The 12,110-nt window shown below is 54.7% G+C and carries 12 protein-coding genes; 3 read left to right on the top strand and 9 right to left on the bottom strand.

From position 1 onward, the window contains the following. Window positions 1-25: 25 nt before the first annotated feature. A complete protein-coding gene (pyk, locus tag I6L53_RS09050) occupies window positions 26-1,468 on the top strand; it encodes a pyruvate kinase (protein ID WP_042318429.1) in 1,443 nt (480 codons plus the stop codon). A 45-nt stretch (window positions 1,469-1,513) separates the two neighbouring features. Here pyk and lpxM read toward each other — a convergent pair whose 3' ends face one another. From lpxM to znuA, 3 genes are all read right to left on the bottom strand, one after another. Beyond that, window positions 1,514-2,485 (bottom strand): lauroyl-Kdo(2)-lipid IV(A) myristoyltransferase, encoded by a 972-nt coding sequence (gene lpxM / locus I6L53_RS09045; RefSeq protein WP_042318426.1) that lies wholly within the window; start codon window positions 2,483-2,485, stop codon window positions 1,514-1,516. Between the two features lie 121 nt (window positions 2,486-2,606). Next, window positions 2,607-3,929, bottom strand: a complete 1,323-nt coding sequence (gene mepM, locus I6L53_RS09040) for a murein DD-endopeptidase MepM (protein WP_042318425.1) — start codon at window positions 3,927-3,929, stop codon at window positions 2,607-2,609. 15 nt (window positions 3,930-3,944) lie between these two features. Beyond that, window positions 3,945-4,889: a zinc ABC transporter substrate-binding protein ZnuA gene (znuA, locus tag I6L53_RS09035; protein WP_042318422.1), complete on the bottom strand. Its 945-nt coding sequence runs from the start codon at window positions 4,887-4,889 to the stop codon at window positions 3,945-3,947. Window positions 4,890-4,967: 78 nt separating this feature from the next. On the opposite strand from znuA, the gene znuC reads away from it, so the two are divergent. Together znuC and znuB are read left to right on the top strand one after the other, a co-directional pair. Next, the gene (znuC, locus tag I6L53_RS09030; protein WP_042318418.1) at window positions 4,968-5,723 is read left to right on the top strand and encodes a zinc ABC transporter ATP-binding protein ZnuC; all 756 of its coding nucleotides are present in this window, start codon (window positions 4,968-4,970) and stop codon (window positions 5,721-5,723) included. Further along, entirely contained in the window at window positions 5,720-6,505 is a 786-nt protein-coding gene (znuB, locus tag I6L53_RS09025) for a zinc ABC transporter permease subunit ZnuB (RefSeq protein WP_042318415.1), read from the top strand. Before znuC ends, znuB begins: the two co-directional genes overlap by 4 nt. Before the next feature lie 79 nt (window positions 6,506-6,584). Here znuB and ruvB read toward each other — a convergent pair whose 3' ends face one another. The 6 genes from ruvB to aspS form a co-directional block, all read right to left on the bottom strand. Continuing rightward, window positions 6,585-7,595, bottom strand: coding sequence for a Holliday junction branch migration DNA helicase RuvB (ruvB, locus tag I6L53_RS09020; RefSeq protein ID WP_042318414.1), 1,011 nt, complete (start codon window positions 7,593-7,595; stop codon window positions 6,585-6,587). Window positions 7,596-7,603: 8 nt separating this feature from the next. Further along, window positions 7,604-8,215, bottom strand: a complete 612-nt coding sequence (gene ruvA, locus I6L53_RS09015) for a Holliday junction branch migration protein RuvA (protein WP_042318413.1) — start codon at window positions 8,213-8,215, stop codon at window positions 7,604-7,606. A gap of 77 nt (window positions 8,216-8,292) precedes the next feature. Next, the gene (gene ruvC / locus I6L53_RS09010; RefSeq protein ID WP_042318411.1) at window positions 8,293-8,814 is read right to left on the bottom strand and encodes a crossover junction endodeoxyribonuclease RuvC; all 522 of its coding nucleotides are present in this window, start codon (window positions 8,812-8,814) and stop codon (window positions 8,293-8,295) included. Window positions 8,815-8,848: 34 nt separating this feature from the next. After that, window positions 8,849-9,592, bottom strand: coding sequence for a YebC/PmpR family DNA-binding transcriptional regulator (locus I6L53_RS09005; RefSeq protein WP_042318409.1), 744 nt, complete (start codon window positions 9,590-9,592; stop codon window positions 8,849-8,851). Between the two features lie 27 nt (window positions 9,593-9,619). Then, window positions 9,620-10,063: a dihydroneopterin triphosphate diphosphatase gene (gene nudB, locus I6L53_RS09000; RefSeq protein WP_042318408.1), complete on the bottom strand. Its 444-nt coding sequence runs from the start codon at window positions 10,061-10,063 to the stop codon at window positions 9,620-9,622. Between the two features lies 1 nt (window position 10,064). Beyond that, entirely contained in the window at window positions 10,065-11,852 is a 1,788-nt protein-coding gene (gene aspS, locus I6L53_RS08995) for an aspartate--tRNA ligase (RefSeq protein ID WP_042318407.1), read from the bottom strand. Window positions 11,853-12,110: the final 258 nt, after the last annotated feature.

Raw genomic sequence — 12,110 nt, 5'->3', positions numbered from 1 at the left:
GTTGTTTCAGTCAACGGAGTATTACATGTCCAGAAGGCTTCGCAGAACCAAAATCGTTACGACATTAGGCCCGGCTACTGACCGCGATAACAATCTTGAGAAGATTATCGCCGCAGGCGCTAACGTCGTGCGAATGAATTTCTCTCACGGTTCGCCAGAAGATCATAAAATGCGCGCGGATAAAGTTCGTGAGATCGCTGCCAAACTGGGACGCCACGTGGCCATTCTGGGTGACCTCCAGGGGCCAAAAATTCGCGTCTCTACCTTTAAAGAAGGCAAAGTATTCCTCAACATCGGTGACAAATTTCTCCTGGATGCCAACCTGGGTAAAGGTGAAGGCGACAAAGAAAAAGTCGGCATTGACTATAAAGGTCTGCCGGCAGATGTAGTACCAGGCGACATTCTGCTGCTCGACGATGGACGCGTGCAGTTAAAAGTGCTGGAGGTTCAGGGCATGAAAGTGTTCACGGAAGTGACCGTGGGCGGCCCGCTCTCCAACAACAAAGGCATTAACAAACTGGGCGGCGGTCTCTCCGCAGAAGCCCTGACCGAGAAAGACAAAGCTGACATCGTTACTGCCGCTCTGATTGGCGTTGACTATCTGGCGGTCTCCTTCCCGCGCTGCGGGGAAGACCTGAACTACGCTCGCCGACTGGCGCGTGATGCAGGTTGCGATGCCAAGATTGTGGCAAAAGTTGAGCGTGCTGAAGCAGTCTGCGATCAGAATGCGATGGATGACATCATTCTGGCTTCTGACGTGGTGATGGTCGCACGTGGCGACCTCGGCGTTGAGATTGGCGATCCGGAACTGGTCGGCATCCAGAAGACGTTGATTCGTCGTGCACGTAAGTTGAACCGCGCGGTGATTACCGCGACCCAGATGATGGAGTCGATGATCACCAACCCAATGCCAACCCGTGCGGAAGTAATGGACGTCGCAAACGCCGTGCTGGATGGTACCGATGCGGTCATGCTCTCAGCCGAGACGGCCGCAGGCCAGTATCCGGCGGAAACCGTCGCAGCAATGGCACGCGTCTGCCTGGGCGCAGAAAAGATCCCCAGCATCAATGTCTCTAAACACCGTCTGGATATTCAATTCGACAATGTTGAAGAAGCGATCGCGATGTCTGCTATGTACGCGGCGAACCACCTGAAAGGAGTGACCGCGATCATTACCATGACAGAATCCGGTCGTACTGCGCTGATGACCTCTCGCATCAGTTCCGGCCTGCCGATTTTTGCCATGTCCCGACATGAGCGTACGCTGAACCTGACATCGCTGTACCGTGGCGTTACGCCAGTCTATTTCGACAGCGCCGCGGATGGCGTTGTCGCGGCAAGCGAAGCGGTAAATCTGCTGCGTGATAAAGGCTACCTGGTGTCCGGCGATCTGGTTATCGTGACTCAGGGTGACGTGATGAGCACCATCGGTTCGACCAATACTACGCGTATTCTGACCGTCGAGTGATCGGCTCCTGATGCAAAAAGGCCTCTCTTTCGAGAGGCCTTTTTCTTATTTGAGGGGGTAGAGATCTTTGCGCTTATACGGCTGGATCTCGCCTGGTTTGCGGGTCTTCAGCAGTTTCAGTATCCAGGTATATTGCTCGGGATGCGGACCCACAAAAATTTCCACCTCTTCGTTCATTCGGCGGGCGATGGTGTTGTCATCTGCGGTCAACAGATCGTCCATTGGCGGGCGCACCTGAATCGTCAAGCGGTGGGTGTCACCGTTGTACACCGGAAACAGTGGGATCACTCGCGCCCGGCACACCTTCATCAGTCTGCCAATGGCAGGTAATGTCGCTTTATAGGTGGCAAAGAAATCAACAAATTCGCTGTGTTCAGGGCCATGATCCTGATCGGGCAAATAATATCCCCAATAGCCCTGACGAACGGACTGAATAAACGGTTTAATGCCGTCATTACGCGCATGCAGCCGGCCGCCGAAACGGCGACGAACCGTGTTCCAGACGTAATCAAACACCGGGTTTCCCTGATTATGGAACATCGCCGCCATCTTCTGGCCCTGTGACGCCATCAGCATCGCCGGAATATCCACGCCCCAGCCGTGCGGCACCAGGAAGATCACTTTCTCGTTGTTACGGCGCATCTCCTCAATGATTTCAAGCCCTTCCCAGTCAACGCGCGACTGTATTTTTTCCGGGCCGCGGATCGCCAGTTCCGCCATCATCACCATGGCCTGCGGCGCAGTAGAAAACATTGCATCAACGATTGCTTCACGCTCAGCTTCACTGCGCTCAGGAAAGCATAAGGACAGGTTAATCCGCGCCCGACGACGCGAGCTTTTGCCAAGACGTCCCGCAAAACGGCCCAGTTTCGCCAGCAGCGGATCGCGAAAAGACGCAGGCGTTAAGGCAATGCCCGCCATCGCCGCGACGCCCAGCCATGCGCCCCAGTAGCGCGGATGGCGAAAGGATTTCTCAAACTCAGGGATGTACTCACTATTATTTTTTTTTGTTTCCATGCTTATCCAGTGCCTGATGACGCAAAAGTAAATCTGATGATAGTGTAGCGGCGCACCCTGCCGCGCACAAAATAAAAAAGCCGGCACACGCGCTGCGTACCGGCTTTGATGTCATGAATGATTAATCGAAGCGTAACTGCGGCAGAACCTCTTTGACCTGCGCCAGGTAATCGGTACGATCTTTACCGGTCAGCCCTTCGGTACGCGGCAGTTTCGCGGTCAACGGGTTAACCGCCTGCTGGTTGATCCACACTTCATAGTGCAGGTGCGGGCCGGTAGAACGCCCGGTGTTACCAGAAAGCGCGATACGGTCGCCACGTTTAACCTTTTGTCCTGGTTTCACCAGCAGCTTACGCAGGTGCATATAGCGCGTGGTATAGGTACGACCGTGACGCACCGCCACATAATACCCGGCGGCCCCACTGCGCTTCGCGACAACGACTTCACCATCACCAACAGACAGCACCGGTGTCCCCTGCGGCATCGCGAAGTCCACACCTCTGTGCGGTGCGACACGCCCGGTAACCGGGTTAGTACGGCGCGGATTAAAGTTAGACGAAATGCGGAACTGTTTCGCCGTCGGGAAACGCAGGAAACCTTTCGCCAGCCCGGTACCGTTGCGGTCGTAGAACTTACCGTCTTCGGCACGGATAGCGTAGTAATCTTTACCTTCTGAACGCAGACGCACGCCCAGCAGCTGGCTCTGCTCACGCTTGCCGTCCAGCATTTCGCGGGACATCAGTACAGAGAACTCATCGCCTTTTTTCAATTTGCGGAAGTCCATCTGCCACTGCATCGCTTTAATCACCGCACTGATTTCCGCGCTGGTCAGCCCGGCATTTTTCGCGCTGGCCACGAAGCTGTTGCCGACAGTACCTTTCATCAGGCTGTTTACCCAGTCGCCCTGCTGCGTTTCAGCGCTCATCTTAAAGCCGTTCGCCGCAGTACGGTCATAGGTACGGGTTTCGCGACGCGACATTTCCCACGTCAGTCGTTGTAAATCGCCGTCCGCCGTCAGTGTCCAGGAGAGTTGTTGACCAATCTTCAGATTACGCAGTTCTTTATCGGAGGCGGCAAGCTGTGTGATATCTCCCATATCAATGCCGTACTGGTTCAGAATACTGCTGAGCGTATCGCCCGTCGAAACCACATATTCATGAACGCCAGCTTCCCCTGAGGTTTTGTCGTCCAGTTCATCCTGAGGAATCGCTTCATCTTCCTGCGCTGCCTGATCGATAGGCTCGCTGGCCTCCGGGAGCAGTGAACGAATTTCGCTCTTCTCCAGTTCGATCGTTTTAACAATGGGGGTGGATTCCGGGTGATAAACATAAGGCCGCCAGACAGCGACGGCCAGTGTCAGAACAGTAAGCGACCCCAACATAACGCGATGGGGTCTTGGCAGATTATTAAATGCCAGGGCGACAGAGCGGGCTATCTGTTGCACGTATTCACTTCCTCATTAATCTCCTTTCAGGCAGCTCGCATACTGGTTCGCTAGTTGGTTCAAGAACGCTGAATAGCTCGTTTTACCCAGTTTGATATTTGTCCCGAGGGGATCCAACGTTCCCATTCGAACGGATGTCCCTCTCGCAACGGCTTCAACGACCGCTGGCCTGAACTGTGGCTCAGCAAAAACGCAGGTTGCTTTTTGCTCAACCAACTGTGTTCTTATTTCATGTAAACGCTGCGCACCAGGTTGTATCTCAGGGTTGACGGTGAAATGACCCAGCGGAGTGAGCCCGTAGTGTTTTTCGTAATAGCCATAGGCGTCGTGAAAAACGAAATAACCTTTACCCTTGAGTGGTGCGAGCTCGTTACCAACCTGCTTATCGGTTGTGGCTAATTGTGCCTCAAAATCCTTCAGGTTGGCGTCAAGTTTGGCTCGACTTTGCGGCATAAGTTCCACTAATTTTTCATGGATTGCAACCGCTGAGGCCCGCGCTATCTCTGGGGAGAGCCAAAGATGCATGTTGTAATCACCATGATGGTGATGTGCGTCACCTTTTTCGGCGTGCCCATGATCGTGACCGTGGTCATCATCATCATCGTCTGCTCCTTTCATGAGCAACGGTTTCACGTCATTGAGCTGCGCAATCGTTACCTGCTTAGCCTCGGGAATGTTACTGACGGATTTTTCCATGAACGCCTCCATCTCAGGTCCAATCCAGACAACTAAGTCCGCGCCCTGTAAGCGTTTTACGTCAGATGGACGCAATGAATAGTCATGTTCGGATGCCCCATCCGGAAGTAAGACTTGTGTATCCGTAACGCCATCAGCAATGGCAGAAGCTATGAACCCTAAAGGTTTCAGGGAGGCGACCACAGCGGCATTTGCCGCCTGTGTTGCACTGCCCCAAAGAGCGGCGGATAATGCAGCGAAAAGAAGCGTATTTTTATGTAACATAATGCGACCAATCATCGTAATGAATGTGAGAAATGTGATATTATAACATTCTATAACTTCTGCAAGACTAAAATTGACATGACGACTTTGGTTTCACTGGAAAATGTCTCGGTCTCTTTCGGTCAGCGCCGCGTCCTTTCTGACGTTTCGCTCGAACTGAGACCTGGAAAAATTTTAACGCTGCTCGGCCCAAATGGTGCCGGGAAGTCAACTCTTGTTCGGGCCGTCCTCGGGCTGGTAGCCCCGGATGAAGGGGTGATCAAGCGTAACGGCAAGCTGCGAATTGGCTACGTCCCGCAGAAATTGTATCTCGATACCACACTGCCGCTCACCGTCAGTCGTTTCTTGCGTCTGCGCCCCGGAACGAAGAAAGATGACATCCTGCCGGCCCTGAAGCGCGTGCAGGCCGGACATCTGATTGACGCGCCGATGCAAAAGCTCTCCGGAGGAGAAACTCAGCGCGTACTGTTAGCACGCGCACTCCTCAACCAGCCACAGCTTCTGGTGCTTGACGAGCCCACCCAGGGCGTGGATGTCAATGGCCAGGTCGCGCTGTATGACCTTATCGATCAGCTACGTCGCGAACTGGACTGCGCCGTGCTGATGGTGTCCCATGACCTGCATCTGGTAATGGCAAAAACCGACGAAGTGCTGTGTCTGAACCACCATATTTGTTGTTCTGGCACACCTGAAATCGTTTCCATGCACCCGGAATTTATCTCAATGTTCGGTCCTCGCGGCGCGGAACAATTGGGAATTTATCGTCATCATCATAATCATCGCCACGATCTGCAGGGTCGTATTGTGCTGCGTCGGGGAAATGGTCACTCATGATTGAATTATTATTGCCCGGCTGGTTAGCCGGGATCATGCTGGCCTGTGCGGCAGGCCCGCTGGGTTCGTTCGTCGTCTGGCGTCGGATGTCCTATTTTGGCGATACGCTGGCGCATGCGTCGCTGCTTGGCGTCGCCTTTGGACTGTTGCTGGATGTCAACCCTTTCTATGCCGTGATTGCCGTCACGCTGATGCTCGCGGCAGGTCTGGTGTGGCTGGAGAAACGCCCTCACCTCGCCATTGATACGCTGCTAGGCATTATGGCGCACAGTGCGCTGTCGCTGGGTCTGGTGGTGGTCAGCCTGATGTCAAATATCCGTGTGGATCTGATGGCCTACCTGTTTGGCGATCTGCTGGCCGTTACACCGGACGATTTAATTTCTATCGCCATTGGCGTGGTTGTCGTGCTGGCGATCCTCTTCTGGCAATGGCGCAATCTGCTGTCGATGACCATCAGCCCCGATCTGGCGTTTGTTGACGGCGTGAAGTTGCAGCGCGTGAAGCTGCTGTTGATGCTGGTTACCGCCTTAACCATTGGCGTGGCGATGAAGTTCGTCGGGGCGCTGATCATTACCTCGTTGTTGATTATCCCTGCGGCCACGGCGCGGCGTTTTGCCCGTACGCCAGAACAGATGGCGGGCGTTGCGGTAGGGGTTGGGATGATAGCGGTTACAGGCGGGCTGACCTTCTCGGCCTTTTACGATACCCCTGCGGGTCCGTCAGTCGTACTGTGCGCCGCACTGCTGTTTATTCTGAGTATGTCGAAGAAGGCAGCGGCCTGATTTGCCCGGTGGCGCTTCGCTTGCCGGGCCTACAACATCGGGTAGGCCTGATAAGCGAAGCGCCATCAGGCTCGAGGAATTACGGCATTTCCGGCGGTGTAATACCAAAGTGATTCCAGGCGCGTACTGTCGCCATTCTTCCGCGCGGCGTGCGCTGCAAAAAGCCTTGCTGGATTAGATACGGCTCCAGCACATCCTCAATCGTTTCACGCTCTTCACCGATGGCCGCTGCCAGGTTATCCAGCCCGACCGGCCCACCAAAGAATTTGTCGATCACCGCCAGCAGTAGCTTGCGGTCCATATAATCGAAGCCTTCGGCATCAACGTTCAGCATATCCAGCGCCTGCGCGGCAATAGCAGCGGAAATGGTACCGTCATGCTTCACTTCGGCGAAGTCCCGTACGCGTCTGAGCAGACGGTTAGCGATACGCGGCGTTCCTCGCGCGCGACGCGCGACCTCCAGCGCCCCCTCATCGCTCATCTCCAGCCCCATAAAGCGCGCACTGCGCCCAACGATATACTGGAGATCCGGCACCTGATAGAACTCCAGACGCTGCACAATGCCAAAACGATCGCGCAGCGGTGAGGTCAGTGACCCCGCGCGAGTCGTCGCGCCGATCAGGGTAAAGGGTGGCAGATCGATTTTAATCGAACGCGCGGCCGGCCCTTCGCCGATCATAATATCCAGCTGATAATCTTCCATCGCCGGATAGAGCACCTCTTCCACCACCGGAGACAATCGATGGATCTCATCGATGAACAGCACGTCGTGGGGTTCAAGGTTGGTCAGCATCGCGGCCAGATCGCCCGCTTTTTCCAGCACCGGGCCGGACGTGGTGCGCAGATTGACGCCCATTTCATTGGCAACAATGTTGGCAAGCGTGGTTTTTCCCAGACCGGGAGGACCAAAAATCAGCAGGTGATCGAGCGCATCGCCACGCAGTTTTGCCGCCTGGATGAAAATCTCCATCTGCGAGCGCACCTGCGGTTGACCGATGTACTCTTCAAGTAATTTCGGGCGAATGGCGCGATCGGCTACCTCTTCTGTGAGGGTGGCACCTGCCGAAATCAGGCGATCTGCTTCTATCATCCTTTACCTCATAACGCGGCGCGCAGGGCTTCGCGGATCAGTGTTTCGCTGCTGGCATCCGGGCGAGCGATTTTGCTCACCATGCGGCTGGCTTCCTGTGGTTTATAGCCCAGCGCCACCAGCGCCGCAACCGCTTCCTGTTCGGCATCGTCCGTAGCCGGACTCGCCGGCGAGGTCAGCACCAGATCGGCGGCTGGCGTAAAGAGATCGCCATGCAGACCTTTGAAGCGGTCTTTCATTTCAACAATCAGTCGTTCCGCCGTCTTTTTGCCGATACCTGGCAGTTTCACCAGCGCGGCAGGATCTTCACGTTCGACAGCGTTAACGAACTGCTGTGCGGACATCCCGGACAGGATCGCCAGCGCCAGTTTTGGCCCGACGCCGTTAGTTTTGATGAGCTCTTTGAACAACGTGCGCTCTTGTTTATTGTTAAAGCCGTACAGTAGCTGTGCGTCTTCGCGCACCACGAAGTGGGTAAAGACAACGGCTTCTTTTCCGGATTCCGGGAGCTCATAAAAACAGGTCATTGGCATATGCACTTCATAGCCGACGCCGCCCACTTCGAGTAACACCAGCGGGGGTTGTTTTTCCAGAATGATGCCTCTGAGTCTGCCTATCACGTTACGCTCCTGCGTTGGGCCGAAAGTAAAGCTGTATCATAAAAAAAGGCTGGATAGATATCCAGCCTCATTTAACATTATCGCAAGCGACCTCGCGCGAGATTGAGGCGCGACTCACTCACTTGCATCGCATTCTGACTGACATGGCAGTGGGTAATGGCGATGGCCAGCGCATCTGCCGCATCCGCCTGCGGATTAGCCTGCAGTTTCAGCAAGGTTCGCACCATGTGCTGCACCTGGCTTTTCTCTGCGCTACCTATGCCGACTACCGTCTGCTTCACCTGACGCGCCGCGTACTCAAATACCGGCAGTTCCTGGTTCACTGCCGCGACAATCGCCACCCCACGCGCCTGCCCCAGTTTGAGCGCAGAATCGGCGTTTTTCGCCATAAACACCTGCTCGATGGCAAAGTAGTCGGGCTGAAACTGGGTGATGATTTCCGTCACACCGGCATAAATTAGCTTAAGGCGTGAAGGAAGATCGTCGACTTTGGTGCGAATGCAGCCGCTGCCGAGATATGTCAGTTGCCTGCCTACCTGACGAATCACGCCGTAACCGGTGACGCGGGAGCCCGGATCAATACCGAGAATGATGGACATCACGCGCCTCCGGTTGTAACGGGATTAAGCCACATCATTCTAATGTAGCGGCAACCTCATCAGAGATTTCACCGTTGTGGTAGACTTCCTGCACGTCGTCACAATCTTCCAGCATGTCGATCAGACGCATCAGTTTCGGTGCGGTTTCCGCATCCATGTCCGCTTTGGTTGACGGGATCATCGAGACTTCAGCGCTGTCGGCTTTCAGACCCGCCGCTTCCAGCGCGTCACGGACTTTGCCCATCTCTTCCCATGCCGTGTAGACGTCAATTGCCCCGTCATCGAAGGTCACAACGTCTTCCGCACCGGCTTCCAGCGCCGCTTCCATGATCGCATCTTCATCCCCTTTTTCGAAGGAGATCACGCCCTTCTTGCTGAACAGGTAGGAGACAGAACCATCCGTCCCCAGGTTACCGCCGCATTTGCTGAACGCGTGACGCACTTCTGCCACCGTACGGTTACGGTTATCAGACAGGCATTCAATCATAACCGCCGTGCCGCCAGGACCGTAACCTTCATAGATGATGGTTTCCATGTTCGCATCATCATCACCGCCCACGCCACGGGCGATTGCACGGTTCAGGGTGTCACGGGTCATGTTGTTTGCCAGCGCTTTGTCCACAGCTGCACGCAGACGCGGGTTCGCATCCGGATCGCCGCCGCCAAGTTTAGCCGCCGTCACCAGTTCACGAATGATCTTGGTGAAAATTTTGCCGCGCTTAGCATCCTGCGCCGCTTTACGATGTCTGGTGTTGGCCCATTTACTATGACCTGCCATAAATATTTCCTCAAAAAGCATGCCTTCTCAGGCGATGTTAATTACAAATTCTTCAATCGCCTGCCGGTTGCTCCATGACTTGGTGAGCGCCGCCGCAGCTGGCGCATCAAGCCACTGGTAGGTCAGGTGTTCGCTAAAAACGATCTGCCGCTCGCGCGGCAGCGCAAGGCAGAACCAGGATTCTGTGTTGCGCACCACACCCGGTGCATAGCGATGACGTAAATGTGAAAAAATCTCAAATTCCACCGTGCGCTGACAGTCAATTAAGGTCAGTTGCTCAGACGCAACGTCGATGGCGACCTCTTCCTTTACTTCACGCATGGCGGCCTGCGACGCGGTCTCCCCTTCTTCCACACTGCCGGTAACCGACTGCCAGAATTCAGGGTCATCGCGTCGCTGCAACATCAGCACCCGTTTCGTCTCTTGGGCAAAAATCACGACCAGGACAGAAACAGGACGCTTAAATGTCATATTATTCGTTCTCCAACGACTCTTTATTGTCTTTCTTAACGACCTGAATACCCAGTTCAGCCAGCGCTGTTGGGTTAGCAACGCTCGGCGCTTCGGTCATCAGGCAGGCCGCGGCGGTGGTTTTCGGGAAGGCAATAACATCGCGGATATTATCGGTACCGGTCAGCAGCATGGTCAAACGGTCAAGGCCGAATGCCAGGCCAGCGTGCGGCGGCGTACCGTATTTCAGCGCGTCCAGCAGGAAGCCAAATTTCTCACGCTGTTCCTGTTCATTGATACCCAGAATGCCAAACACGGTCTGCTGCATTTCACCGCTGTGAATACGCACGGAACCACCACCCACTTCGTAGCCGTTGATGACCATATCATAGGCGTTCGCCACCGCGTCTTCCGGTGCAGCTTTCAGTTGCGCAGCCGTCATGTCTTTCGGTGAGGTGAACGGATGGTGCATTGCGGTCAGACCACCTTCACCGTCATCTTCGAACATCGGGAAATCGATAACCCACAGCGGCGCCCATTTCGTTTCGTCAGTCAGGCTCAGGTCTTTGCCCAGTTTCAGACGTAACGCGCCCAGCGCATCGGCAACCACTTTCTTGTTGTCCGCGCCGAAGAAAATCATATCGCCATCTTGCGCGCCAGTGCGCTCAAGGATCGCTTCCACGATTTCCGCATTGAGGAATTTCGCCACCGGACTGTTGATGCCTTCCAGACCTTTCGCACGCTCGGTGACTTTAATGTAAGCCAAACCTTTCGCGCCGTAGATCTTAATGAAATTACCGTAGTCGTCGATCTGCTTACGGCTCAGTGCAGCGCCGCCCGGAACGCGCAGCGCAGCAACGCGTCCTTTCGGATCGTTCGCCGGACCAGAGAACACAGCGAACTCAACGGCCTTCAGCAGGTCGGCAACGTCCACCAGCTCCATTGGGTTACGCAAATCCGGTTTATCGGAACCGTAACGACGTTCAGCTTCAGCAAAAGTCATGACAGGGAAGTCGCCCAGATCCACACCTTTCACGTCCTGCCACAGGCTACGCACCAGCGCTTCCATCACTTCACGCACCTGTTCGGCGGTCATGAAGGAGGTTTCCACATCGATCTGGGTAAATTCTGGCTGACGGTCAGCACGAAGGTCTTCGTCGCGGAAGCACTTGACGATCTGATAGTAGCGGTCAAAACCGGACATCATCAGCAATTGTTTGAACAATTGAGGAGACTGCGGCAGCGCGTAGAATTTACCTTTATGCACGCGGGAAGGAACCAGATAGTCACGCGCACCTTCCGGCGTGGCTTTGGTCAGCATCGGGGTTTCGATATCAAGGAAACCGTGATCGTCCATAAAGCGGCGCACCAGGCTGGTGATCTTCGCGCGGGTTTTCAGGCGCTGCGCCATTTCCGGGCGACGCAGATCCAGATAGCGGTACTTCAGACGCGCTTCTTCGGTGTTCACGTGGTTGGAGTCAAGCGGCAGTGATTCTGCCCGGTTGATGATCGTCAGCGAAGAGGCCAGCACTTCGATTTCGCCCGTTGCCATCTCGCTATTGACGTTTTTCTCGTCACGCGCACGCACGGTGCCCGTCACCTGGATGCAGAACTCATTACGCAGTTCAGAGGCCAGCTTTAACGCGTCCGCCCGATCCGGATCGAAAAACACCTGCACGATACCTTCGCGATCGCGCATGTCGATGAAGATCAGACTACCAAGATCACGACGACGGTTGACCCAACCACACAGAGTCACCTGCTGCCCCACGTGGGACAAACGGAGCTGTCCGCAATATTCTGTACGCATGAGATATCCCTTAATTAGCCGCAGGCGGATTGTCGCCTGTCTTGCAGGCCACGATGTCGCAGCTTTAACTGTATGTCACAACTGAATGAAAAAGGCGGCTATTATACTGGAAATTCTGCCGCACGATAAGTCCGGTACTGACTGTACGCCTGTTTCCTGGACGAGCCTTGCGAATTCTCACAAAAAATAACAAAAATTGTCGCTCCTTACACACGCAATCGCGATTAAGGTGTAACGGAATTTTGATTTTTGACGGGA

This window comes from Citrobacter farmeri (genome assembly GCF_019048065.1).
Classification (GTDB): Bacteria; Pseudomonadota; Gammaproteobacteria; order Enterobacterales; family Enterobacteriaceae; genus Citrobacter_A; species Citrobacter_A farmeri.
The sequence above is the reverse complement of the archived record's forward strand: the minus strand, read 5'-3'. Positions and strand labels throughout refer to the sequence as shown.

Coding starts and splice junctions, on each gene's coding strand:
- ruvC (WP_042318411.1), bottom strand. CDS start 8,814: ATGTCCATCATTCTCGGTATTGATCCGGGCTCCCGCGTCACCGGTTAC.
- I6L53_RS09005 (WP_042318409.1), bottom strand. CDS start 9,592: ATGGCAGGTCATAGTAAATGGGCCAACACCAGACATCGTAAAGCGGCG.
- ruvB (WP_042318414.1), bottom strand. CDS start 7,595: ATGATAGAAGCAGATCGCCTGATTTCGGCAGGTGCCACCCTCACAGAA.
- lpxM (WP_042318426.1), bottom strand. CDS start 2,485: ATGGAAACAAAAAAAAATAATAGTGAGTACATCCCTGAGTTTGAGAAA.
- znuB (WP_042318415.1), top strand. CDS start 5,720: ATGATTGAATTATTATTGCCCGGCTGGTTAGCCGGGATCATGCTGGCC.
- pyk (WP_042318429.1), top strand. CDS start 26: ATGTCCAGAAGGCTTCGCAGAACCAAAATCGTTACGACATTAGGCCCG.
- nudB (WP_042318408.1), bottom strand. CDS start 10,063: ATGACATTTAAGCGTCCTGTTTCTGTCCTGGTCGTGATTTTTGCCCAA.
- znuC (WP_042318418.1), top strand. CDS start 4,968: ATGACGACTTTGGTTTCACTGGAAAATGTCTCGGTCTCTTTCGGTCAG.
- aspS (WP_042318407.1), bottom strand. CDS start 11,852: ATGCGTACAGAATATTGCGGACAGCTCCGTTTGTCCCACGTGGGGCAG.
- znuA (WP_042318422.1), bottom strand. CDS start 4,889: ATGTTACATAAAAATACGCTTCTTTTCGCTGCATTATCCGCCGCTCTT.